At 59.5% G+C, this 24,629-nt stretch carries 23 protein-coding genes; 5 read left to right on the plus strand and 18 right to left on the minus strand.

Annotation, left to right across the window (positions count from 1 at the left end; genetic code table 11):
• Nucleotides 1-19: 19 nt before the first annotated feature.
• The 6 genes from HPT27_RS08965 to HPT27_RS08990 form a co-directional block, all read right to left on the minus strand.
• A complete protein-coding gene (locus tag HPT27_RS08965) occupies nt 20-1,369 on the minus strand; it encodes an amidohydrolase family protein (protein ID WP_172241969.1) in 1,350 nt (449 codons plus the stop codon).
• Between the two features lie 131 nt (nt 1,370-1,500).
• Nucleotides 1,501-1,911, minus strand: coding sequence for a hypothetical protein (locus tag HPT27_RS08970; RefSeq protein WP_172241972.1), 411 nt, complete (start codon nt 1,909-1,911; stop codon nt 1,501-1,503).
• A gap of 68 nt (nt 1,912-1,979) precedes the next feature.
• Nucleotides 1,980-3,239 carry a M24 family metallopeptidase gene (locus HPT27_RS08975; RefSeq protein WP_172241975.1) on the minus strand — a complete coding sequence of 420 codons (1,260 nt, stop codon included), beginning with the start codon at nt 3,237-3,239 and terminating at the stop codon, nt 1,980-1,982.
• A 242-nt stretch (nt 3,240-3,481) separates the two neighbouring features.
• Nucleotides 3,482-4,399, minus strand: a complete 918-nt coding sequence (locus HPT27_RS08980; RefSeq protein ID WP_172241978.1) for a cyclase family protein — start codon at nt 4,397-4,399, stop codon at nt 3,482-3,484.
• 68 nt (nt 4,400-4,467) lie between these two features.
• The gene (locus HPT27_RS08985) at nt 4,468-6,609 is read right to left on the minus strand and encodes an acetyl-CoA hydrolase/transferase C-terminal domain-containing protein (protein ID WP_172241981.1); all 2,142 of its coding nucleotides are present in this window, start codon (nt 6,607-6,609) and stop codon (nt 4,468-4,470) included.
• Between the two features lie 163 nt (nt 6,610-6,772).
• Complete coding sequence (locus HPT27_RS08990; RefSeq protein WP_172241984.1) at nt 6,773-7,954, minus strand: BaiN/RdsA family NAD(P)/FAD-dependent oxidoreductase; 1,182 nt, start codon at nt 7,952-7,954, stop codon at nt 6,773-6,775.
• 184 nt (nt 7,955-8,138) lie between these two features.
• Here HPT27_RS08990 and HPT27_RS08995 point away from each other — a divergent pair, with 184 nt between their 5' ends.
• Entirely contained in the window at nt 8,139-9,386 is a 1,248-nt protein-coding gene (locus HPT27_RS08995; protein ID WP_172241987.1) for a sterol desaturase family protein, read from the plus strand.
• Complete coding sequence (locus HPT27_RS09000; protein WP_172241990.1) at nt 9,383-9,976, plus strand: hypothetical protein; 594 nt, start codon at nt 9,383-9,385, stop codon at nt 9,974-9,976. Before HPT27_RS08995 ends, HPT27_RS09000 begins: the two co-directional genes overlap by 4 nt.
• Before the next feature lie 113 nt (nt 9,977-10,089).
• On the opposite strand, the gene HPT27_RS09005 is transcribed toward HPT27_RS09000, so the two are convergent.
• Nucleotides 10,090-10,950, minus strand: coding sequence for a DUF1223 domain-containing protein (locus HPT27_RS09005; RefSeq protein WP_172241993.1), 861 nt, complete (start codon nt 10,948-10,950; stop codon nt 10,090-10,092).
• 298 nt (nt 10,951-11,248) lie between these two features.
• Entirely contained in the window at nt 11,249-11,392 is a 144-nt protein-coding gene (locus tag HPT27_RS09010; protein ID WP_172241996.1) for a hypothetical protein, read from the minus strand.
• 467 nt (nt 11,393-11,859) lie between these two features.
• Between HPT27_RS09010 and HPT27_RS09015 the strand changes: the two genes are divergently transcribed.
• Both HPT27_RS09015 and HPT27_RS09020 read left to right on the plus strand, forming a co-directional pair.
• Entirely contained in the window at nt 11,860-12,714 is an 855-nt protein-coding gene (locus HPT27_RS09015) for a prohibitin family protein (protein WP_235950860.1), read from the plus strand.
• 324 nt (nt 12,715-13,038) lie between these two features.
• Nucleotides 13,039-13,725, plus strand: a complete 687-nt coding sequence (locus HPT27_RS09020; protein ID WP_172242002.1) for a hypothetical protein — start codon at nt 13,039-13,041, stop codon at nt 13,723-13,725.
• A 116-nt stretch (nt 13,726-13,841) separates the two neighbouring features.
• On the opposite strand, the gene HPT27_RS09025 is transcribed toward HPT27_RS09020, so the two are convergent.
• The 3 genes from HPT27_RS09025 to HPT27_RS09035 all read right to left on the minus strand — a co-directional run bounded on the left by HPT27_RS09025 (nt 13,842) and on the right by HPT27_RS09035 (nt 17,206).
• Nucleotides 13,842-15,344, minus strand: coding sequence for a M20 family peptidase (locus HPT27_RS09025; protein WP_172242005.1), 1,503 nt, complete (start codon nt 15,342-15,344; stop codon nt 13,842-13,844).
• A gap of 232 nt (nt 15,345-15,576) precedes the next feature.
• Complete coding sequence (locus tag HPT27_RS09030; RefSeq protein ID WP_172242008.1) at nt 15,577-16,425, minus strand: 2OG-Fe(II) oxygenase; 849 nt, start codon at nt 16,423-16,425, stop codon at nt 15,577-15,579.
• Between the two features lie 109 nt (nt 16,426-16,534).
• The gene (locus HPT27_RS09035) at nt 16,535-17,206 is read right to left on the minus strand and encodes a lysoplasmalogenase (protein ID WP_172242011.1); all 672 of its coding nucleotides are present in this window, start codon (nt 17,204-17,206) and stop codon (nt 16,535-16,537) included.
• A 232-nt stretch (nt 17,207-17,438) separates the two neighbouring features.
• On the opposite strand from HPT27_RS09035, the gene HPT27_RS09040 reads away from it, so the two are divergent.
• The gene (locus tag HPT27_RS09040; RefSeq protein ID WP_172242014.1) at nt 17,439-18,050 is read left to right on the plus strand and encodes a hypothetical protein; all 612 of its coding nucleotides are present in this window, start codon (nt 17,439-17,441) and stop codon (nt 18,048-18,050) included.
• Between the two features lie 279 nt (nt 18,051-18,329).
• On the opposite strand, the gene HPT27_RS09045 is transcribed toward HPT27_RS09040, so the two are convergent.
• The 7 genes from HPT27_RS09045 to HPT27_RS09075 form a co-directional block, all read right to left on the minus strand.
• Entirely contained in the window at nt 18,330-19,217 is an 888-nt protein-coding gene (locus tag HPT27_RS09045) for a hypothetical protein (protein ID WP_172242017.1), read from the minus strand.
• Nucleotides 19,218-19,383: 166 nt separating this feature from the next.
• Nucleotides 19,384-19,866, minus strand: a complete 483-nt coding sequence (locus HPT27_RS09050) for a hypothetical protein (protein ID WP_172242020.1) — start codon at nt 19,864-19,866, stop codon at nt 19,384-19,386.
• Between the two features lie 257 nt (nt 19,867-20,123).
• Entirely contained in the window at nt 20,124-20,783 is a 660-nt protein-coding gene (locus HPT27_RS09055) for a DUF2239 family protein (protein WP_172242023.1), read from the minus strand.
• Nucleotides 20,784-21,124: 341 nt separating this feature from the next.
• The gene (locus HPT27_RS09060; RefSeq protein ID WP_172242026.1) at nt 21,125-21,484 is read right to left on the minus strand and encodes an FHA domain-containing protein; all 360 of its coding nucleotides are present in this window, start codon (nt 21,482-21,484) and stop codon (nt 21,125-21,127) included.
• A 96-nt stretch (nt 21,485-21,580) separates the two neighbouring features.
• Nucleotides 21,581-23,182 (minus strand): serine/threonine-protein kinase, encoded by a 1,602-nt coding sequence (locus HPT27_RS09065; RefSeq protein WP_172242029.1) that lies wholly within the window; start codon nt 23,180-23,182, stop codon nt 21,581-21,583.
• A gap of 20 nt (nt 23,183-23,202) precedes the next feature.
• Nucleotides 23,203-24,066 carry a hypothetical protein gene (locus HPT27_RS09070; protein WP_172242032.1) on the minus strand — a complete coding sequence of 288 codons (864 nt, stop codon included), beginning with the start codon at nt 24,064-24,066 and terminating at the stop codon, nt 23,203-23,205.
• 9 nt (nt 24,067-24,075) lie between these two features.
• Nucleotides 24,076-24,432 (minus strand): FHA domain-containing protein, encoded by a 357-nt coding sequence (locus HPT27_RS09075; protein ID WP_172242035.1) that lies wholly within the window; start codon nt 24,430-24,432, stop codon nt 24,076-24,078.
• Between the last annotated feature and the right edge of the window lie 197 nt (nt 24,433-24,629).

Genomic DNA, 24,629 nt, shown 5'->3' on the forward strand with positions numbered 1-24,629 from the left:
TTGCGGTTTCGTCACGGCGCTATTCGCGCAAGGCTTTCCAGATTTCGTCGGTCAGGTGGTAATCGGAACGTTGCAAGGCTTTACCGTGCAGCACCGTGGTTTCGATGCTTTTGATCGCCCGGATATCAGTCAGCGGGTTGTCGCGCAGCACAATAAAGTTGGCCAGCTTGCCGGCGGTCAGCGTGCCGATGTCTGTTTCCTTGCCGAGCAAGATGGCGCCGTTCAGCGTCGCGGCCTTGATGATCTGTTGCGGCGTAAAACCGGCATCCTGCTGCCAGGTTTCCAGTTCCGGCCACAGTCCCGGTGCGCCGAATTCCAAGCCGACGTAAACATCCGAACCGGTGGTCAGCAGAATGCCGGCTTGCTCGGCTGCACGCGCCATTTTCAGCGAGAACTGGAATTGCGCCGGCAGACCCACGCGATGCTCGGCCGGGATCTGCTCGTTGTTCGCGGCGTAGTTGATGACGTACAGCGTTGCGTCCAGCATGCCGTGTTTCGCTTGCAGTTTCTTCAGCAAGGCTTGCAGCTTGTGATGCTCTGGCGTTAGGGTCGCGAAGTCGACCGGTGGTCGCTTTTGATAGCTGGTGCCGCGCATATCGTCGGCGGTTTCATAACCCAGCATGTAGATATGGCTGAGCCGCTGCACACCGGCATCGAGCAGCTCACTCGGCCGTGCCGGAAACACGGTGCCGTGTGACCAGATCATCATGTGCTGCTTGTCCGCTTCCGCGCTGATGCGGCGGATGTCACTGGCTGGCATGTTGGCATACAGTTTGATGCCACTGGCATAGCTGCCTTTGGCTTGCGCAACGGCCAGTGCGGCATCGGTTTTCGCGTTGATAGCCTGCATCCACGGTACCTGTCCGGCGGTTTCCGCTTGCGCGGCGGCCTGTGTGCGTGGGTCAACAAAAAAACTGTCACCGGCCATCAGCGCCGAGTAATACAACTCGGGTCCGGGGATCTCGCCCAGCAGCAACTCCCGCCGCAGCTCCGCCAACAACCGGTTGTCACCGGCCATGTCGCGAACCGTGGTGATGCCACTCATCACATACAGTTCCAGCTGTGCTTTCGCCAGCATGACATTCGGATAGGTCGCTACGTGGACATGAGTATCAACCAGTCCCGGCATCACATAGCGGCCGCTGAGATCAACACTGTGATCAGCGGTCAGTGCCAGTCGATCAACGTCGGCATCCGGAACAACCTGCTCAATGCGATCGTCGACTATCCGCAGTGCCATATCGGTCTGGGCGGTCGGCTGGGTGGCGTCAATCAGCGTGGCATGTCGGTAGAGCGTGCTGTCGGCGCCTGCGGAAAGCGGGCCGAGTGCAGCAAGCAGCAGCAATACGCTTGGAGATAAACGGCTCATTATCGCGTTCTCATGACAGGGTTCTCACGATAGTGATCGCCGAGGTGACCGGCGCGCGTCAGCGCGCCCGGCGAAGGCTTGTACGGCCGGAGCGCAGTTGACCACCGAGCTATAACCCGACTGAGTCGGGCTCACTTTGCAGGCTCCTCGTCATACTCCATATTATATAGCTTTCCTTCAACTATTCGAATTGACCAAACGATATCTGCAGTTGCATTCCCTGTGATTTGATCGAAGATGTTGGCCTTGACTTGCACCGTAACTTGCTCGTAGCCAGGCTCTTCATATATTGCGATATCATTCAAGCCGGCGTCGGTAATTTTGCTCAATACAGAGTCGCCAGCTTTGAATGTCTTTCCGTGCTTAACAACTATGAGCCTGGTTAAGTTGCCTTTTTTGTCCACGCTTGCTTCTACATGTGTGCCACTTTCTGCGGTGAATGCTACTTCGCTCCAAGCGTAGGCGATCATTGAGTTTGCCTGAATTTCTGGGGTGGCAAGTAATGACGCTATTAATGCGGTGATAAGATGGCGTTGCTTCATCGGTTGTAACTCATGGTTGTGATTCACATCGCTGTCAGCGACTGCATCGCGCTTATGCAGACGCCAGCTTAAAAAATGACATCGAGACTTTTTGCCTGTGGCAGCAGCAGGCGGGCACCGTCTTCGGTGATCAGCATTTCATCTTCCAGCCGGATACCGAACTCGCCGATCAGATAGATGCCGGGTTCGTTGCTGAACATATTGCCGACCTGCAGTGGCCGTTTGTTGCCACCGACCAGATAAAACCATTCGTGGCCATCCATGCCGATGCCATGTCCCAGTCGATGGGTAAAATGTTGATAGCCGGGACCGTAGCCCTGCTCGGCGATGAATTGCCGGGCGGCAGCATCGACTTGTTCGGCCGGCAGGCCGGGGCGGGCGGTTTTCAGCGCCAGATCCTGGGCGCGACGAACAATGTCCCAGACGGTTTTCATTTTGTCGCTGGCTGTGCCGAGCACCATCGTGCGAGTGATGTCGGAGCCATAACCTTCGACCTCGCAACCGCCATCAAGCAACACGATATCGCCCGCTTTCAGAAACGACTCTTTCACCAGACCATGCGGATACGCCGAGGCCTGACCAAACAGCACCAGCGCATCACCAGTGACGCCAAACTCACCGTACAGCTGGCTGATGAGTTCCGCGAGTTCGCGCTCGCCCATGCCTTCGCGCAGCAACGACTGGGCTTTTTTGTAGACGTCGGCGGTGATGTCATTGGCCACTTGCATCAGGGCGATTTCACTGGCCGATTTGACGCTGCGGCAGCCGGCCGTCACCGCGATACCGTTTTGCAATTTCAGCTGCGGCAGTGCCTGCTGCAGTTTGTCGATGATGAAGAAGCGGGTGGTTTCGTCGATGCCGAGGGTGGCCGTCAGCAGGCCGGCATCCTTGAAACCCTGTTTCAGCTGGGCATACGGATCTTCGTGCTCTTCCCAGGTCAACACTCGGACGTCGCCCAATTTCTCGCGGGCGCGGCCTTCCTCGAATTTCGGCGAAATAAAAAACGGCTCACCGGTGCGCGGCAGCACCATCGCAAACAGCCGCTCACTGGGCCACCAGGACAGGCCGGTGAAATACTGCAAGCTGGTGCCGGCTTCGACCAACAGTGCGTCGAGTTTGTGCTCGGTCATCAGGCGGCGCGCCTGTTCTTGCCGGGCACGAAATTCCTGAGAACTGATCGGCGCTATGCGGCGCCGAATGGCAGCGACCCGTTCCGGATCAAAATACGTTTTGCTGTTGCCTGCAGCGGTTGCAAGCGCCGGGACAGGAAGCAGCGCCGCCAGGGTGCTGGTGGCGGCTGCAGTACGCAGGAAGTGACGTCGATTCATGGAGTCGGCTCGAACAGTGACGGGTTGCGCCAAGCGGCAAATTGCGCTCGAGTGTAACGCATGCCGGCGTCACCGGGTCAGCCCTATATGGTGGGAAAAAATGCCGAAACGTCATGCTGCGGTGCAAGGTGTTTTGCTCAGCACGTTGATGGGTGCCGAGCAGCCGATTGCTGAAATGCATTCTCAGGCGGTCAGCAAGTCAGTTTGCCTTTGCAGAAGAAAATCGCCGGGCGCGACGCCGATCAACTAACAGGCAGCCAGGCATGGGCGCGCACCGGGAAGGTGCCCATGCCGCAAATTTTCGGTGGCACGGCACTGAACCGGAAGCCGTCGATGGGGAGATTTTCCAGCCCGGTCAAATGCTCGACAATCGGGATACCCGCGGCGAGCAGCGTTGAATGCACCGGACGCTGGCCAGTGCTGATGTCATCAATGTTCAAGGAGTCGATACCGACCAGCGCTGCGCCACAGTCGCGCAGATACACGGCGGCTCGCTCGGTCAGAAACGGGTGGCCTTCGAAATACTGATCCGTGCGCCAGTGTCGGCTCCAGCCGGTGTGCACCAGCACCGCTTTGCCCGCGACATCGCTTGCGGCAAAGCTGGGCCAGTCAATCGCGCGATCGCTGCTGCCCTGCACCCGCACCACCAATCCCGGCAGATTGGCAATGCGGGTCAGCGGCATGCCGGCCAGATCGATGCCGTCGGCATAACGGTGATACGGCGTGTCGAGATAGGTGCCGGTATTGGCCACCATATCGATGCGGCCGATCTGAAATTCAGTGCCGGCGGCGTAATGCTGCCGCGATTGCTCGCGTGACAGATGATCACAAATCAGCGGCGCGGGAAGGCCTTTGTAGGTAATCATGCCGTGCTCGATGCGGTGACTGAGATCGATAAAGAGCGCGTTGGCGGCTGCCTCGTTGTCGATCGCCGCGGTGTGGTCCAGCTCGCCGCGCTTGTGGGCTTCGGCAATGATGCGCTTCTTCAGAATGTCGACCTTGCTGACCATCAACAAACGCAGATCCTGAACGATATACGTGGCCAGCGCATCATCGCTGATGTCGTCACCGATGATGTCCAGCCGGAAGCCTTGGCCTTGTATGCCGCCACCATTGCTGAATGAAATGGCAAAATCGAACACGACGCGCTGCTCTGCCATAAAGGCGATCCTCGGTGTTGATTCAGGTTCTGGTTCAGGTTCTGGTTTAAATGGGGTGCAGAGCCGACTCAGCCGGTTTTTGCCAGCGCGTAGCGCAGCAAACGAGCCTGTATATGCTCGGTCAGACTGCGCGGTGAGGAAAGCGCCATCCGGGCCAGACAGGGGACGGTTTCGGCCACCGGCGATTGGGGCAGCAGACTGCGCAGCAGGGTCTGGAGTTTGCCACCGGTGCTGGCGGTATGTTGTTTCAGCCAGCTCAATGCACTGATCAGCCTCTGCTCGGTGGCGTCGAAGTCACAGCCAAATGGGAACCGGCCGAACTCACCAAGGCTTTGCAGCGGTGCCAGTGCGGCAGCCAGCCGTTCCGGCGTGTTGTTGCGCCAGCTGGCGGGCAAGACAAAAGCCGGGTCCAGTTTGCCGGCTTTCTTGGCCTGCAGCGCCAGCGCCGGTTGAAAGCGGGCATCGCTGATGGCGAGCAGTCGCTTGATCACTTCTTCATCGGACTGCCCGCGCAAGTCGGCAATGCCGTATTCGGTGATGACAATGTCACGCAGATGGCGCGGTATGGTCGTGTGCGCGTAATTCCAGACAATATTGGAAACCGTTTTGCCATGGCTGCTGCGGGTGGCCCGCAGCAACAGAATCGAACGACCATCCTGCAGCGCATGCGCCATCGCGACAAAGTTGTATTGGCCACCGACACCGCTCAACACCTGACCATCAGCAAAGGCATCGGAGACCGCCGCACCGAGCAGCGTCTGCATCATGCAGGTGTTGAAGAAGCGGGCATCGCGGCGTTGTACCCGTTCCAGCGTTTCGCTGCCACCGTACAATTCATTGATGCGCGAGACCCGCTGCATTTCCAGACCGGTCCAGTCACTGCCGTGCAGCTGATTCATCCAGTCGTACAGCGGTTTCGAACCCAGCGCGAACGCGCCGGCAAGATACTGACCACCCCGCAGGCGGCGGCCGGTCATATGGGTGGCCAGTGCATTGGCATTGCGTGGCTCAGTCAAATCAAGACCGATGTGTTGACCATCCGGCAACAGCAGCTGATCCGCATGCCTTTGCACGCCGGCATCGATCAGCCCGAATTGCTGCAACCAGCTCAGCGCCGCCGCATCCAGTTGGGCAGGCAATGCGCCACTGGCCAGCAGGCAATCGAGGCTGTCGGCCGCCAGCGGATCGCGCAGCTGGCCGCTGTTGAGCAGGTATTGCAGTTTCAAATCGTCATAGACCAAGCGCTTCAGCACGCCGCCGCGACGCAGATGCATGAAGCCATCCATCACCATCTCGGTGGCACCGTACAGGCCGTCCTGAAACGGCTCCGTGCCGCCAAACTCGGTCACCAATGCTGACTGCCGGTCACAACCGCATGCGGCCAACGCGCGTTGGTAGAGGTCGTTGCGCTGATGGCGCAGCAGCAGCGCGTTGACCAGCGCATCCGATAGCGCACCGATACCAATTTGCAGCGTGCCACCGTCTTTCACCAGCGTGCTGGCGTGCAGGCCGAGCGCGTGTTCGGCCACGGTAACCGGTTCACGTGGCACGGCAAACAATGGATGGCTTTCGCCGTCATCCAGCAGCAGATCAAACAGCGCGGCATCGACCCGGGCATCGCCGGCCAGAAACGGCATGTCCTGATGGACCACGCCGACAACATAGGGCCGCTTGCCGCGTGCCGCCAGCCGATCAATCAGGTCCAGCGCGACATCGGGGTTGGTCGACAGGCTGTATTGATCGCCGCGTTTGGCAATCTGCAACAGAATCAGATTGACGCCAGCGGCAGCCAGATCGCGGGCAACGTGGGTGTAGTTCTGGCTGATGTAATGACGCTGACCGTCGGCGCGGCCAAGCTGGCTGCCCGCCGAAAAATAAAACTCGTGGATGCGCACATTGGCGGGCAACCGATTTGCTGCGCGGTCCGTCAGGTAATCCAGATCCGGATAGTCGTTGCCAAAATGGCGCGCAACAAACGGCGCCAGAAATCGTCGTTCCAGTTCACTCTTGCCCTGCGGCCGCTGCAACGACAGCGCCGAGTACAGCGCCATCGACAGCCGCTCCGGTTCGGCCTTGACTCTCGCATACAAGGCATTGATCAAGCGGTTGGGTTTGCCGAGCCCCAGCGGGGTGGCAACTTTCAGCGTGTCGCCAACGGCCGCAAGAATGGTGTCAACGGCTGCAGCCAGCGTCGGATGCGTACGGTTCATTGTGCCTTACCCATCGCATGCGAGCGTGAGCCATTCATTCCGACAAGCAGCGACGTTTTGGACCGCGCTTGTTTGCTCGCAGCGCTATTCATGATCTCGTTCACATCCATACTCCGCATTTGCTTGCTGCCTGGTTTACGAGATGCATCTGCCGATGCGCGGCTCATGCCACGCTGCCGGCAGCGTGCGCCGACGCCCACGCCCACTGAAAATTGTAGCCACCGAGCCAGCCGGTGACATCGACCACTTCTCCGATGAAAAACAAGCCCGGCACATCGTTTGCCATCATGGTCTTTGACGACAGATCGCGGGTGTCGACGCCGCCCAGGGTGACTTCGGCTTTTTTGTAGCCAACGGTGCCGGCGGGCCTGACCAGCCAGTGATGCAACTCCTCGCCAATTTTCTCCAGCGCTTTGCTGCCGAGTTGTTTCAGTGGCAGGTTGATGCCGCGTTCGTCACACCAGAGCTGGGCAAAGCGTTTGGGTAGCCATTCGGCAAGCGCATTGCTGAGCAGTTGCTCGCTGTGGGCCCGTTCCTGCAGCCGGCTGCGCAAATCGTCGTGCGGGGCCAGATCGATGCTCAGCATTTGGCCGGGCTTCCAGAACGAGGAAATCTGCAGGATGGCGGGGCCGCTGATGCCTTTGTGGGTGATCAGGATGGCTTCGCGAAATTGGGTTTTCTGACAACTGACCTCGGCATCGACCGACAGCCCGGACAAGTCGGCATATTGTTGCCAATCCGGCGCCGGAAAGGCGAGCGGGACCAGTCCGGGGCTGGGCTCCACCATGCGCAGGCCAAATTGTCGGGCAACGTCGTAGCCGAAACCGGTGGCGCCGATTTGCGGAATCGACAGCCCGCCAGTGGCAATGATCAGGGATTCGGTGTCGAACAGACCGCGGCTGGTTTGCAGGTGAAAGCGACCGGTTGGTGCTTGCTCAATGTGATTGACCGTGGTGCCGGTCGACCACTGCACGTCGCCGTCGCGGCATTCGCTGACCAGCATGTCGATGATTTGCTGGGCGCTGTCGTCACAGAACAATTGGCCCAGTGTTTTCTCGTGATAGCGAATACTGTGCTGCTGCAGCAATTTCAGAAAATCCTGCGGGGTGTAGCGGGCTAGCGCCGACCGGCAGAAGTGCGGATTTTGCGACAGGTATTGGGCCGGGCTGGCATGCAGGTTGGTGAAGTTGCAGCGGCCGCCGCCGGAGATGCGGATTTTTTCGCCAATCTTGCTGCTGTGGTCAATCAGCAACACGCGCCGGCCGCGCTGACCAGCAGTGAAGGCGGCAAACATGCCAGCGGCGCCGGCGCCGATGATGATGACGTCAAAAGGCGAGGATTTCATGACGGTGAACGGGCAATAACCGGGCGACGGTGCAGGGTGGTCAGGTTAAACCAAATTCGCCAAGGCCGATATCGGCTATCGATATCGGTTCGCGTTGGCCGGATACTTCCCCTGTCCGGCAATTCGCGGCACACTCCAAGCGACGCTGTTCGAGCGCCGAACTTCCTGCGACCACGGTCTGATTATGAACCCCATCGTTTACGCCATTCCTGTCTTCATGTTGTCGATTCTGGTTGAGGCCTGGTTTGCCTACCGGAAACGCCTGCCGAGCTACGATGTGGCCGATGCCATCACCAGCTTGCACTTTGGCGTGCTGAGTCAGGTGGCCGGCGCGTTTACCAAGACGCTGACGCTGGGGCTGTACGTGCTGGTGTACGAGCGCTATCGCGCGCTGGAATTGCCGACCGACAGCCTCTGGGTCTGGCTGCTGGCGGTCGTGCTGTACGATTTTCTGTATTACTGGGTACACCGTTTTGGCCACGAAGTGAATCTGATGTGGGCGGCCCATCAGGTGCATCACTCTTCCGAGTATTTCAATCTGACCACGGCGCTGCGGCAAACCTCGACCGGTGCGCTGTTCGGTTGGCCGTTCTATCTGGTGATGGCGGTGATCGGCGTGCCGCCGCTGGTGTTTGCCGTCGCTGGCCTGATTGATTTGCTGTACCAGTATTGGGTGCATACCGAATTGATCGGCAAACTCGGCTGGATCGATCGGGTGTTGGTGACGCCATCCAATCACCGTGTTCATCACGGCCAGAACGATTACTGCATCGACAAGAATTACGGCGGCATTTTCATCATCTGGGATCGGCTGTTCGGCAGTTTTGTCGATGAGCGCGATGACGAGAAAGTGGTGTACGGCGTGCGCAAACCGCTGGCAAGTTACAACCCGCTCTGGGGCAATCTGAATGTCTATCGCGACATCTGGCAGAGCATGCGCGCGGCCGTTGGCTGGCGCGGCAAGCTCGCGGCCGTGTTCGCGCCACCGGGCGGCTGGAATGAACCCGTACCGCATCTGGATACCCGTGATTGCCGGCGCTTTGCGCGGCCGAGCAGTGCCGGTTTGCGCGGCTACGCCATTCTGCAATACGGCGTGATGGTGATTTACGCCACCCATTTCATTGCGGTGGCGCCGGAGCTGAATCTGGCGATGCGTGCGTTCTATGCTGGTCTGATTCTGCTGGCCGCTGTCAGCTTGGGCGGCGTGCTGGAAGGCAGCGCGCTGGCCCGGCGGGTGGAGCCGGTACGGCTCGTGCTGTTCGCGGCGCTGTTCCTGTTGATGCCGGATTGGTTCGGTTGGCTTGCCCCGGTCGTGGCCAAAGTTGCGGTCCTGGCACTGGCGCTGATTTCGCTGCTGTGGTTGCTGCGCACGTTGCAGCAACAATCTCGTGCCTCGGCCAATGCCAATCCTGCGGAGATTTCCGGATCATGAACGCCGACGCCATTTCTGATTTGCTGCTGGCCCTGAGTTGCTTGCTGATTGGCTGGCGGGCGTGGTCAGCACCAGCCGGACAGGCGCAGCCCGGTATTGCGCTCGCGGTCGCCAGCATCGGTGTTGCTGCCGCACTCGGCGTGCTGAGTTTTTCCGGCGTTGCCGCTGCCGTTGGCCCACACGATTTTTTCAGCCTGATTGCCACCGTTGCCGGCGTGCCGTTGCTGGCTGCATCGTTTTATTGGCCGCAGAGTCTCGCCGCCAGACATCCGCGGGCAGCGGCCTTGAGCCTGATTTTTGGCGGCGGTGTGGGGCTGGTGATGGTCAGTGTGCTCAATCTGCCGCTGTGGTCGCAATTGCTGCCCGCCGTGGCCATCGTGCTGATTGTGCTGACTGCCTGGCGTCGGCGCGCGCGGCCGTTCTGGCTCGGCACGGCCTTGCTGATTGCGGCATTTGCGGTGCTGTCGGCACGGCTGTCGTTTGCCGGCATCAGCAGCGAGCAGGGGCTGCACGTGCTGATGTCCGCCGGCTTGCTGCTGCTGACCTGGCCGGGTAGACCCGCTCCAGCGTCTGCAGCGGCTGCGGCCTGAGTGCGCTGCAGCAGTACAAAATCAGGTGGCGGCGACGAGGTATTTGATGTCCGCCCAGTCGTCAACATTGCAAGGCGAAATGAGCTTGCAATGGCAGGTAGCGCCGATTTTACTCAGCGGAGATAGCCGCCGGTGCTTTGCAGTGGCGTGGGATCACGTCCAACAGAAATCCAGCTGACCAATGCATAGCGTTTGGCAGTTTGTGCGGTTGCCGGCAGGGTGCCTTGCCAGACTCTGAATGCCATCGCCTGAGATGTCGATGCAGGCGCTGACGATGTACGCGTTAGTTTTTCGTTTTCCGACTCTGGGCCAAGCGAGGCGAATCCCGCTTCGTCCTGTCTGATCGGCGACTTCGGTGACAGTGTTTGGTGAGCAAGGACAACAAAGTCATGGCGCAAATGCTTGCCGGTGTTTTCGCCCCGGGCAATCGCTGACTCCAGACCAAATCCGAGCAGCGCGACATGGGCAATGGACTGCGTGGAGACGGCCGGTGCGGCGAACGTCACTTGCAGCTGACGATCATGCAGCTGCAGAGTCAATTCACCGGCAGATGCATCGGTTAGGGGCGGCACGTCTGCCTGCTTGAAATAGCCGCGCCATTCTTGCCCGGCGTAAACCAGCCCAGGGGTGTAAACCTGTGACAAGTGACCACTGGCTTCGTACTCACGTTGACGACGACTGTAGGCCGCTTGGCTGAACCGATCTGGCCAGCCGAGCGCATTCCAATAATCGACGTGCCATGCGATTGGCACGACCGACTGCCACAGTTTCGGATTGTCCAATTGCTGTGTCAGCCAGGCATCCGCCGGCGGACAAGAGCTGCAGCCTTCGGAGGTAAACAGTTCCAGCATGGGCACGCGCGCAGGGCCGCTGTGAAACAAGCTATCAGCGTGTGCCGTGCCGACGACACCCGCCAACGCGAACATCAGCAAGCCGGGCATGGCGGAATGAAGAGCGAGAGCTGCCGGGGACATGGGCTCACCTTGGGTCTGGGTCCACAGCTTGGAGGCATGGCGGGCGCGGTTGTTACAACGTCTGGACGAGTCGCTTGCCAGACGCCGAGTAGTCCCGCGAAACTGCGACAAATAAACGGCGGCGAGGCGCTCCCCGCAGCATGGATAGGAAACAAAGGCGCCATGGCCAGTGGTGTGAATCCCGCGCGCCGTCCCTGACCTGCGGGTTTCAGCGCTGACAGCTCAATGACATTGCGCCACCGAGCGACCCGGAGCGTCGAACGCAGAAACATCGAGTCGCTACGTCACTCGACAAGGCCTATGGCTTCAAATGATCGTGATGCTGTTCGTTGTTATTGATCTGTTCGACGAAATTGGTGTGGTGGCCGGTGTGCACTTCAGGCTGCCGAACTTTCTTCGGCTTCTTGTGTTCCCGGTTGCCGCGTCGTTCTTTGTTGGCCATGGTGGTTCTCCTCGGTAGCCCGGTGAAAACAGTGATGGCATCAAGCTGGGCGTCTGCGAGCTGCAATCCGCTCCCGGATGACGACCAGTGTTGTCGCCAAGGCGGAGCGTTTCCAGCATAGGCGATTGCGCTCCGAGCTTTCCGGCTTATAGCGAATCCGTTGTTGCGCGCTGCTGTTAGGTCGGGGTGGTAGCGCGATCCGGCTCGAGAAGCGTCGGCAAAGTGCTGGCGGTGGTGCCAAAACCCATGCCGCTCGCAACAACCTGATACACATTCCGGTCCACCGCATCCAGCAATATGGGAAAGTACGGTTGCCGACATCGGCCTCGCCCGCGGCACCGGTTTTTGCTGTCGGTGCGCCGGGCGTCGATGGCGGCCGTTGCCAATCTGGCGGCGTGCAAGCAAGTGTCAGCGGCAATGTTGCCGCTGTGGGTAGTTCAACCATGCAGGTAGAGACAGGACGTTCCATGAGAATTGAGATCAAGTTGGTGTTGCTGGCCATCGTCGCCGTTTTTGCCCTGATGCTGGTGCTGGGTTCCTGGTACACAGTGGATCAAGGTGAGCGTGGCGTGCATCTGCGTAACGGTGCTGTGGTTGGTAGTGCCGAGCCGGGTCTCGGCATGAAAGTGCCGTTCGTTGACACAATCAAGAAAATCTCCACCCAGAACCTGACCGTGCAGTACACCGGTGTGCAGGCGTACAGCAAGGATCAGCAGACGGCCACAATCAAGGCCTCGGTCAGCTTCCATGTACCGCCGACCGAAGTGGTCGCGTTGTATACCGAGTACGGCAGCATTGAAGGCATCACCAACCGGTTGGTGGATCGGCAGGTGCCGACGCAAATCGAAAACGTGTTCGGTCAGTACACGGCCATTTCTGCGGTGCAGAGCCGGGTGCTGTTCGTTCAGGACGTGACCAACGCCATTCGCAAGGCCGTGGTCGGTCCGATCGTGATCGACAGCGTGCAGATCGAGAACATCGATTTTTCCGACGCCTACGAAAAATCCATCGAGCTGCGGATGCAAGCCGAAGTGCTGGTGCAGACCGAGAAGCAGAACCTGGAGAAAGAAAAGGTCAATGCCGAGATCGCGGTGACCAAGGCCAAGGGCGAGGCCGACTCCAATCTAGCGCGCGCGCGTGCCGAAGCCGAGTCGACCCGGTTGCGCGGTGAAGCCGAAGCCACGGCGATCAAGGCCAAAGCGAGCGCGCTGGCGCAGAACCTGAACCTGATCGAGCTGACCAAGGCCGAGCGCTGGAACGGACAACTGCCGAGCACGATGATCCCGAACGCGACCATTCCGTTTTTGAACGCGAACAAGTGATCGGCTGTCGCTGGCGCCGACGAGTTCGGGCTGGCGGCTTAAGCCGAACCTGCAGTCGGAGGCGTGGCCAGTCTCAGGGCTGTGTGGGACGAGTGCGGCCGCGGCGCAATCAAAGCGCCAGCCAGTAAAGCAGCAGCCCGCTGCACTGCCAGACAGTGCAGCGGGCTTTCCATTTTTGGGCTGGCGTAATGCCGCCCGTTCACGCCCATTCAAACTATTTTTCGCGTCTGCACGTCTTGGTAAGGGATGGGGAACGGCTGGCATGCCGAGACGTTCCTGCTGCTTTTTCATGCCGCACTTTTCCAAGAACAGGATGCCGAGATCATGAGCTCACGACTTTCTTCATTTGCCCAGCGCCGCGTGCCGGCTGGCTTTCGCGTTGTTTCCCGAATGGGTGTCTGCCTGCTGACCGCAGTTTTGCTGCTGGGCAGTGCCCATGCCACGCCCGGCGAGCAGGCTGAAAAGTACAGCAATATCAGCCTGCATGACGATGCCAGGCCGGCGATCAGCTATGCGCTGGTGCGGGCCGAGCACGGCACCGTTTTCTCCGGCCACAGCGACGAGCTGAAAAAAGCCCGGGCCTACCGCCGACAACATGACGGCAGCTATCTGTGGTTTCGCGATGGCGACCAGCACTATGTCGTTGACGACGTTGCCAGTATCAACAAGCTGGCGGAACTGTGGCAGGCCACGCAACCGTTTGAGCAGCAGTTGCAGCCACTGGATGACGAGATGGAAAACTATGGCCGCGACATGGAAGATCTGTCCGATGAGCGCGAGGATCTGCGCGATGACCGCTACGAGCGCCGTGGCGATGCCGGTTATCACGCGCAAATGGCCGCGCTCGATGAGCGCGCTGACGAGCTCAGCAGCAAAATGGAATCGCTGGGTGATCGTATGGAAGCGCTGGGTGCGCAAATCGAACAATTGAGCCGGACTGCCGACGAGCAGACCGTGACGCTGATCCATGAGGCGCTTGCCAATGGCTTGGCCAAGCCGATTAGTCCGTAATTCAGCGCAACCGTAAATCGGGTGAGCTGCAAATCAGGCAATTTGCTATCGGCGCCGCGCGAAACGGCAAGTGATTCCCGAACACGTTCCGAGAGTCACTTGCCGAGCGGCATCACTCAGGGTGTGCCAGCGCCGAGTTCCAGCAGACGCTGATAAAACTGGATCATGGTGGCCAGATCGGTCAGCGCCAGACGCTCGTTGGTGCCGTGAAAACGCGGCAGATCGTCGGCCGTGGCGTGGATCGGTGAGAACCGATAAATCTGGGCGCTGATGACACTGAAGTGGCGCGAATCGCTGGCGCCCAGCATCAAGCCCGGCGCGACCAGCGTATCAGGCTTCAGTTCGCGCAGTGCTTGTTGGATGGCGCGATAGCCGAGCGCCTCGGTTGACGATACCGGCGAGGCTTCACCGCCAAACGGTAATCTGCTGAGGTGAAACTGATCGGCCGGCATGACGGCCGCGGCTTGCTGCTGGATATGCGCGAGCACGGCCTCGCTGCTGTCACCCGGCAGCAGGCGAAAATTGAGCGTGGCTTCGGCGCGGCCCGGTAGCACATTGTCCTTGTTGCCGGCGTTCAGCATGGTAAACGCGGTGGTGGTGCGCAGCATCGCATTGGTGCTCGGCGCCTGGGTCAGCTGCGCTTTGACCAATGGTTCGAACAACCAGAGATTGGTCAGCGCGACACGATTCAAACCGTGCATTTCCGGGCCCAGCGTTTCGAACATTTCCTGGGCGACACCGCTGATCGTTGCCGGCATTTCGTGATCGCGCAGGCGCAGCAACACTTCGCTCAATTGAGTGACGGCGCTGGCTTTGTCGGTTGGCGGCATTGAGGAGTGACCGGGGTCGGCGCTGACGGTCAGCGTGGCCGACAGATAGCCTTTTTCCGCGACGCCAACGATGGCGGCGGGCGCATCCAGACCGGCGATCATGCCCTCGGTGATCAGCATGCCTTCGTCGATGACAAATTCGGCTTTGACGCCGCGTGCCTGCAACAAGGCCGCGATGGTTTTCGCACCGCGATCGCCATTGACTTCCTCATCGGCGCCGTAGGCCAGATAAACCGTACGCGCCGGTTTGAAGCCGCGCGCCAGCAGTGCCTCGACAGCCTCCAGCTGCGCAATCAGATTGCCCTTGTCATCCCAGGCGCCGCGGCCCCAGACAAAGCCGTCGCTGATCACGCCGTCGAAAGGCGGCTGCAGCCAATCCGTTTCGGTACCGGGTGCGATCGGTACCACATCCATATGCGCCATCAGCACTACCGCCGGCAGACTCGGGTCGCTGCCCTGCCAGGTGTACAGCAGCGCCGTGTCGTTGATGCGCTCCTGATTCAGCGTGGCGTGAACGAGCGGATAGTCCGCCGCCAACTGCGCGTGCAGCGCCAGAAACTGCGACTGGTTCAATTGGGCGTCACTGGCGCTGGCAATGGTTTGCTGGCGAATCGCCGACGCCAAGCGTTCGGCGGCTTTGCTGACATCGACAGCAGTGCCGGGCCGGGCAGCGATTTGCAGCTGCCGGCTCGGCGTAGTCAGGGTGTTGACACTGATGATCGCCAGCAAGAGCACGATGACCGCGACAATCAGCAGCACGATTTTCTGGGGTTTGATTTTTCTTGTCATGATCCTGCCAACACCTCGTTGCAACCGTCAGACCTGCCTGCACCGGAGTGTGCATCTGATAACGCCGCCGATGACATATCCGAAGACACGCCCGCAGACAGGTCCGGAAACGCGATGACATCGCTGCCTGTCGCTACGTCGGCATACTGCAAGTTTGGCGTCGGTTCGGCAATGGCAGATGTTGGCTTGGGCCGGGTAGACATTCTGGCAAAGCGTCGGACCGTTTTTCTGCTCAGCGGTCCGGGCCGGTATATTCATTGAGCCGCAGCCATTTGGTCGCGATCCATTTTTCGCCGGTGACCACCGGGCTACCGCCATGCAGGCTCAAGGGGTCGAGATCGCCGGCTGGATTGGCGTAGGAGAAGAACAGAGCGCCACCTTTACGCGGCAACACGTCCAGACCAATCTCCGGAAACACCGTCGAGCCGCCGGCTGCGACGTCGTTGAGATAGATCACCAGCGAAGCGAAACGCTGGCCGCCCATCGCCAGGATTTTTTCATTGCCGGGATGTTTCGGATCAAAGTAGTCGAAATGCGGTTTGTATTGCGCGCCCGGCGCGTAGTTCAGCACCTGTATTGGCTCGCCATGACTGGCCGGGATGCTGAGCAGCTCGGCGATTCGCTGTTCGATGCGTTGTATCAACGGGTTTTCACCGCGCCGGAACGAGGCGCCGTAGCTGGTGCGTGCTTCGTGCTGATCGTAGCTGCCGCTGTCGCCGTTGACGACGGTGGACGGCTTGAGCCGACCGCGCGATTGCTCAATCAAGGCATCGCATTCTTCCGGCGCCAGCAAGCTGCCAAACAGCACGATGCGCGGCGCATTGAGCGTGAACAGGATCTGGATATCGCGATCACTTGTGCGCTGGGTGGCAGAAACCTGCGACACCACGGCGCTGCTGTGCGGTCGCACGGTCTGGCCGCTTTCCGCCAGCGCTTGCAGATGCTGTTGAATGGCCTCGGCAATGGCCGGTTGATGGCCTGCCGTAACCAGTGTGCTGACGATGCTGTCGGCCGGATGGCCATTGTTGACCGCATCGCGTATCCATTGCTGCAGATCAGTCGGTAGTTGCTCAAAGCGCATGGCGGTGTCCCTCCGGCCGCAACGATAACGGCAGCGCAAAGCGCTGGGCAATGCAAACTTTGTAGCGCTGCTGATACATGGATAAGACGGTAAGCGATTGCTGCCGGCTTCAGCGTCCAGTCGCAGACGGTTCGGTGCCGGTTGCGCGCGGCTGTGCCTGGATCACGCTCCGGCAAATCAGCCACTGCGCCAGATAATAGGTGAGCATGATCAGCAGCTGCGCCGCCGGCACGGGAATGACAAATTTGTTGATGGCAATCAGGCTGTCCGAGCTGACAAAAACGAGCGCGCCGAGCAGCAAGCCTGGCAGCGGCAGTGCACAGAACGTCGCGCCGAGCGCCATGGCGGAAATCGCCAGCAGATACAGCGAGACCGGCAGCAGCAAACCGCCGGTGCTCGGCAAGATCAGCCAGGCCAGTGCGGCGGCCGTCAGCAGATAGGCAACTGCCAGCAGTAGCCGTAGTGGGCTGGCTTGCCGGCGCGACCAGAACAGCGTCGCGTAGATGAGCTGCGCCAGCAGAAACGCGGACAGACCGGGCACGAAATTGGCGAAGCCTTCAATGCGCAGCGCCAGCAATACATCACCCAGCGCCGAAAAGAGCAGCGCCAACACCATGCCGGTGCGCCAGTACCCGGCCAGATTTCGCCAGGCAGCGAAAGCCAACAGCAGAATGGGCAGGGGCTTGAGTAGCACCAACGCACTGCTTTCGGTCAGTGCCGTGGCCAGCAAATAGAGACCGGCCAGCAGCCAGAACAGCAGGGAAAGCGAGCGGTTGCGCATGGTTTTTCTGAGGATTGGCAAGGGCTTAGGCGTTGTCATCATAGCGAGCCCGGTATCGGCGCGCGACTGGCGCAGCGCTTGCGGGGCTGTCTTGTGTGGGTGTTATGTGCGTGCCGTATGACAGTCGAAGCTGTGTTTGGCTCAAAGCCCGGATATATCAGCCCCGGCGGGCTAAGCAATTTCGATATTACCACCTGCGGCCATTTCACAGACCGGTAAGGCCGGAACTGCCATGATTCAGCTGTCGATGCAGTCAGTGGGGTGGGTTGTGGCTGGCGCGGGTGAAAAAGTGGTACCGAGGCTGGGCGAGTTGTTGCTGGCCCGTAAGTTGATTACCGAAGCGCAATTGGCCGCCGCGATCACGCGGCAGCAGACCGAACCGCGCTTGCTCGGTGAGTTGCTGATGGACGCCCAAGCCATCAATGCCCGCCAACTGCAGCGCTCGCTGTCGTGGCAGCGCTGGTTGCGGCAAGCGCTACAAGTGGCATCGCTGAGCCTGGTCACGCTGCAAACGGTTGCCGCAAATGACTGGAACGGCGAAGAACTGAACAACAGCAGCAGCCAGATTGGTCCGACTCAGTTCGACGCCTGGGACGCGCTGCAGGTGAGCGACACCAGCCCGCGTTCTGCCGCTGCCGTCAGTCAGGACGCCAGCACGGCCAACGAATACCGCAAATCGCGCCGCCGTTTTGAAAATTATCTGAAAGATGCTGTAGGCGAATCCGCCTACATCTTTCTGAAGGGCCGCTATTCCGGCAAAGCTGACGACGTTGTCGAAGGCCTGCGCTACACCGTGCGCTGGCGCAAAGACTCGATCAATGTCGAGTTCAAATATACCTTCTGAGTCATTCCCTCGCACCACTGCGCGGTCAGTCAAGCCGGTACGCTTGCCAAGGCGCTGGCAGGGTTTCATTTTTTAAAGTCCCGCTTGCTGATCTCTCATGCGTCAAGACAAGTTGCACATGCCCGGCACCAATAAATGGCCATTCCGAATGGGTAGCCGGATGACACCGTTCGGCCTGAGCTTGTCGAAGGCCTTGCTGCTCGAAATCTGCAGCGCCGTTCATGTTTCGACAAGCTCAACACGAACGGAAACATGTGGTCAGGATTTCGGAATCGCTATTTAGATGCAGTTGATGTGCTCATCGCCGCGATGAATGCCGAGCATGGCAAAGCTGCCGTCGGGCTGCACATACAGGTCATAACCGGTGTTGTCAGTCGCAGTGAAGCTGTACAGCACGCCGTCATCTGAAATCTGTATGCCCTCGCTGCTGCGGGCTTGCTGTGCGCCAAAAACCTGATCGCCAACTTTGAGTTGATTGTCGCGCACGCCGACTTCGATCGTGCCTTTGTCCTCCAGCGGAATCGCCGTGCAATGACTGGTGATCGGCGCAAAGTGGATCAATTGCAGTACCGGTGTCCACAGGTCCATGGCAAAGGCCGGTGGGATCGGACCGCTGCAACCCAGTGAACGCGGTGGCTGCAGTTGCTCGTTGGTGACGGTGGTGCCCACGGTTTCCGCAAGGCGATTGACGCCGATAACATAAGTGCGCTGCTGCGTATCCGGATCCCGCACTTCAATTTTGGTCGACAGCACCTGCTCGGCCCGGCTGAGCGTCAGCGCAAACGACGCCGCGTCGGCATTGACGAAGTCGATATCACCGACGTCGCTGTGCAGCATGCCGCCAGCCGAAATGGCAATGCTTTGGTCCGGTACGGCGACCGGCGCATCGCCACTCACATCATTGCAAAACTGGTTGTAATCGCCGGCGATGGCCGCAGCCACAACTTGTTTGACCGCCGGTCGAATGTCTTTTTCCGGCCCGCTCAGCCTGCCGTGAGCCGCCGCTTGCTTGGACTCCGCCTGGCCCGGTTCGACGTCGACAGATTCTGCTGCCGGCTTCTCCGGATGGCAGCCGGCCAACAGCACAAACAGCGTGCTAATCGCGATGCTCGGTAAACGACAATGACGCAGGGAAGATGAAGCCTGATTACCATTACAACTATCCATATCGTTTTATTCCTGGCTGTCCGTAAAGAAGGGCGAACTCGGCACGCTGCGCCCGGTTTGGTACTGACTCGTCGCGTCTGCCGCTTTGAACGCAAGCTAACGCGGCCGATCCGGTTCGGTTGACAGCTGGCGCGACTTTTTTTGGTTTGGCGCTGTCGCGATCGACTCAGGGCAAGATAATCAGCGAGTCAAAAAAGGAGCGGGACAGCTTGTCGACGATGTTCCTGTGCACACTGGGGAACTCGATAATCAGTGTGACTACGTCATCACCGATCAGCAGCGTCCGGCCGTAGGCCTGCGTGCTGTCTTTGCCGACTTGTTGCTCCACTGCCGGATAGCCATTGATGTCGAAGCTGATCGGCTTGGTCGCGCCGGCTTGCCACATGCCGAGGCGGCGTACGTTTTCAAATTGCTGGCTGCCAGCACCGACGTTTCTGAACCGGGCCCGGGTGGCCGAAATCCTGACGCCTTCTTCGCTTTGGCTGCCGATGACATCGATGCGGCTGACTGCATCGGTCGATTTATCGGCGATCACGGTGAAGTCATTGAATGGCATCGGCATCTGTACCGAAAAGTTGCCTTCGGTAGACACCGCAAGGGTCCAGCCATTGCTATCCAGTTCGCCCGCTTGGTGGCGGTGCATGGTCATCGGTGCAGAATCCTCTGCGATCAGCGTTGCAAACGGGCTGCAAAGAACGAGCAGCAGGCCGAACAGGCGAAGAGGCTGAGTCATAGGGTCTCGATGGGCGGGGGAGCGCGACAGCTGTAGCGCAGCCGAATGTGACGGGCATCTATTTGCGCGGGCGCGGCTGCTGCCAGCGCGCGTGACGCGAGCCCCAATCGCGCTGGGGCCGCGTCATTTTATCGAGCGATTTCTTGCCGTGGGTCGGTTTTTGTCGCGGCAAATTACGCTGCCTTGTCGAATGCCAACAACAGGGCGTAGTCGCGCACATCCTTGGGCCAGCTGGCGGTATGCGTGCTGAACCCGGTTCGGTCATCGGCAAACAAGGCCCGCGTCGCTTCCTCAAAGCCGGGCAGATCACCGGCGATTGCGCTGATGAAATGATAAGCGCGCTCATGGGCTTTTCGGGTTCGGTCTTTGCCACTGGCCGCGCGCCGTGCATCCTCGACCAATTTGCGCAACGCAACCGAGGCACCGCCGGGTTGTTCGGCGAGCCAATCCCAATGCCGTGGCAGCAGAGTCACTTCTCGGGCGGTCACGCCCAATTTCGGCCGACCCCGTCCGCGTGGGCCGTCGCTCATTGCGCTCGATTCGGTATCGATAACAGTATCGGTAACAGTCTCGGTATCGGACGCGTGGTCTGGGTTGCCGGAGATGGCGGCCAGTCGAGCGATGAACTCGTCGTCCGAACCGCGAGTATCGACATCAACGACGCGACCGCTGCGGTCGTCGAACATCAGTACCGGGCCGGTGGCGCCGCGTTCAAGTGCGTGTTTCACGGTCAGGGCAACCGAGGCCAAGGAGCCGGAGGCCAGGCGCTGGTGGCCATCGAAACTGGTAAAGGAGGGTTGGGGTTGTGCGGTTTGCCGAGCTTGTAGCGTCATGATTTAGGCCGATTCAATGGAGTAGGTAGGAATAATACCCGGATATAAATAATCGATCAATATTATCCGGGTATAAATATGACGACCCGATCATTTGGCTGCCGGTCAGTCGGATTTCTGGATGTGCCTGGGCTTGGGTCTGCGCGTCAGGCGATCAGCTAACTGGGGAGCTGAATCGAAAGGGAAGTGCAGCAAAGAAAAAGGGCGAATGTGGATTCGCCCTTTTTCTTGTCTCCATACGCAATCAACGGTCTGGAACGTCGCGAGCCGCACCGATGCTCATCGGCAGGTCATGCCAGATCTGCCTGCGATGATGCCGGTTTGCCGTGGCGGCCACGTGCTCACGAATTGGTCGACAACATATGCGAAGTTTTTTCCAAATCGGATTCTTCGTTGTCAACAAACTTGAAGGTATTCCAGCCGACCCGGACCAGATCGTTGTGGCGCAAACGATGCCGCTTGCTCAGTTTGATGTTGTTGACGAACGTGCCGTTGGTGCTGCCCAGATCCACCAGGTAATACTCGCTGAATTGCGGAAAGTGTTCGTTCGGAGTGCCCTCCAGCCGGGCGTGATGGGCGCTGACGGCCGAGTCATCGATCTGGATGTCATTGTCAGGATGGCGGCCAATGTTCAGACCACCGTGCCGGAGTTCAAATTTGTTGGCGACCACGTCATCAACAAGCTGAGTCAGAGTTGCCATTGTCGTTCTCCTGCGTTAACGAAGGCATTCTTCGCGGTTGCATTTTTCCTGCAACCTTAAGTGGGTAGGTTTCGTGATCACAATCAGCGGAAACCGTCAGCTGGCCGCACGCAAGGCGCTGGCCATTTCTGCGGCATCCCGGTAGCGCTCGCGTGGTTCCTTTTGCAGGGCCTTGTTGATGATACGGCGCACGCCAGCCGATAAACCCGGACACAGATCACGAATATTGGCAGGCTTGCCTTGCAGAATCTGTCGGCTCAGCTCGGCAATGTTGTCGCCCCTGAACGGCAGTTCCGCTACCAGTAACTGAAACAGCGTGACACCGAGGCTGAAGATGTCGCTGGCGCGGTCAACCTTCTTGCCGAGAATTTGTTCCGGCGACATATAAAGCGGGCTGCCGAGAATTTCACCGGTTTGGGTGCTGTGCTCGCCAATGATGCGGGCAATGCCAAAATCGGTGACCGTGACTTTGCCGGTTTCGCGCTGGTAGAGAATATTGCTGGGCTTGATGTCGCGGTGAATGATCTGCTCACCGTGGGCGTAATGCAGGGCGTCGGCGACATCGGCGATGATGGTCAGCACCTCGGCCGCTGGCAGCTGGTTTTTCTTGCTGGTGAAATCGCTGAGTGGCTGGCCTTCGATATAGTCCATGGCGATGTACGCCAGATCGTGATCTTCGCCAACGTCATAGACGCTGACAATATTCGGGTGGCGCAGCCGACCGGCCGCTTCCGCTTCGCGGAAAAATCGGGTTTTGACCGCGACGAGTTCATCGCCTTCATAGCGGGAATAATCGAGCGTCTTGATGGCGACCCGGCGGGAAATTTTCGGATCAAAGCCGAGATAGACCACACCCATGGCGCCACGGCCCAGTTCACTTTCCACTTGATAGCGGCCGAATTGCGGTTGGCTGTGGCTGTCGGCAATGACTACCGTTTTGCTCAAACTCGGCGCCAGCGCGGTCGGTGCCATGCCCTGCGGCTGTTCCAGCAGCTTGATGCGCTTGGCAACGTCCTTGTAGCGGCGCTTGCGCTGCTGCAGCACGCGATAGACCGCCACCGCTGCTGCCGGCCGGCGTTTGCGTTCATGCTGGCCACCGAGTTCATACAGCAGCTCCAGCAGGTCGGGGCTGGTGCGACAAAATTGCAGCGCGTCCAGTGCCTGATCCAGTTGACCTTGCTGCAGCAAATGCCGACTCCACGGCACGGCAATATCATGGTGCTGCCGCTGCAATTGTTCGATAGGCTGCTGCTGCTTGCGCCACAGCGTCACCATCAGCGTGGCAAACAACAGAAACTGTATGGCAACGCCCAGTGGCAACCACAGCATCTGAGTGATCTGGACGCCGATTTGCGCCGTTGCCAGCACCAACAGGAGCAAGATTGCTAACAGCGCGCGCACGCCGTTGCCCAGTTTTGGCATCAACCATAGCGCGTACAGCAGCAGCACGGCGATAAGGGCTTTTTCCAACAGCGATGACCACCATGGTTGCTGGAAATAACGGCCGCTTTGCAAGCTTTGCACGGTGCCGGCGATATCTTCCAGCAGCGGATCGCCGGTAACCCCGACCAGCAGCAGGGCGCTGCCATTACCACGCTGCAAAAACGTTTTGCTGTCGAAGCGTTGAATCTGTGGGCTCAGTCCGTTCAGGCGCTGATACGCCGGGAAGACGCTGCCATCGCTGTTCAAGCCATACACTTTTTTGTCGGCAAGTTGGTTCAGCGTCGTGGGTGGCTGCCAGCGGTAATTGTCGGCGGCCGACTGGCTCGCAGCAGCGCCAGCGACAGCGAGGGATACAGATTGTCGCCATGGCGCCAGAACAATTGCTGCGTCAACGGCTCAGCAGTCGCGACATCAATGCGTGCGGTATCGATGGGCCACAAATGAAACGCGCCACCACCGACGGCGACCGCAAGGCTCGGATGTACGGGAACACTGGCGGCGCTGAGGCGTTGCCAGAACGGCAGCGCTGCGGCATTGCCGCTGGCATCGTCGATGAATTGGGCATCGGCGCCGAGATACGGTGGCAGGCCCGGCAGAGCCAGAAAAACCTGCGGCGATGCCAGCCAGTCCGACAAGCGGGCGCGCAGTTGTTCGCGCGCAGCCCAGGCCTGATGAATCGGGGCATCAACCGGCGTGTCTTGCAGCAAACGTTCCGCGCTGCTGGCCTGGCTGCGGGGCAATTCTGGCAACAACACGGCTACAGATTGCTGGCGACCGGTCAGCGCATAAAGCAGGGCAGTGGTGCTGCCACTGGCGACAGGATCGCGCAGCAGCTGCTGCATTTCCGGCAAAGACAATTCCAGTACATCAATGGCCTGGGCACGCGGCTCAGTCGGTAGCAACGCCGTGCCAAGCCGGAACAATTGTTGATCCAGACGTTGCAGCCACGGCAGGTGAGCGCCGAACCCGATCAAGGCAAAACCGGCCAGCCAGATCAGCAGCCGCCAATCAAGCGGCGGCGCCAGCCGACGCCGCAGTTGCTGGAGCATGCTGCGGCCAATACCGTGCCAAAACGCCAGCAGGCCGCGTCGCAACCAGCGTTGTGGCCATTCGAGCAACAGGGTGCGCAGCACTGACACGGTCGTCGATCAGTCCGTGGTGTAATACATGCCGGGAATCCAGCTCTTTTTGATTTTCAGCGTGTGTTGCAGCGAGTCGGGCAAATTGTCGACCAGCGCCAACGTATGCGTGCCGATGATGATGACTTCATCCGGCTGCAGTTTGTGCAGGCTGGTTTTTTCGCCGTGCACGCGCAGACCGTTGGTGCTGTCCAGATCGCGGATCTGATAGCCATAGGCCATTTTCTCGATCACGGCATGATGGCCGCTGACGGTGGCATCATCGATGATGATGTCGTTGTCTGCATGCCGGCCTATCGTCATCCGATCGGTCAACTGGTGGTGACCAACAATGGCGCCGTTGAACAGATGCTGGATGTACGGCATGAGCGGGCTGCCTCCGGAGTCGTCGGGTGTGGCGCTGGCACGCTCGCCCGAAATGAAGCCCTGATCGCTGGGCAGATATCGACCGACGGTAGCACAGGCCCCCGGGCAAAATTGTGAACGCTTGCGCTTTTGCCGGCATGCAACATGCGGCAGCGGTCGTGGCACAGCCACCCTAATACTCGGTTGCGGCGTGTCCG

This window comes from Permianibacter fluminis (assembly GCF_013179735.1).
GTDB lineage: Bacteria > Pseudomonadota > Gammaproteobacteria > Enterobacterales > Permianibacteraceae > Permianibacter > Permianibacter fluminis.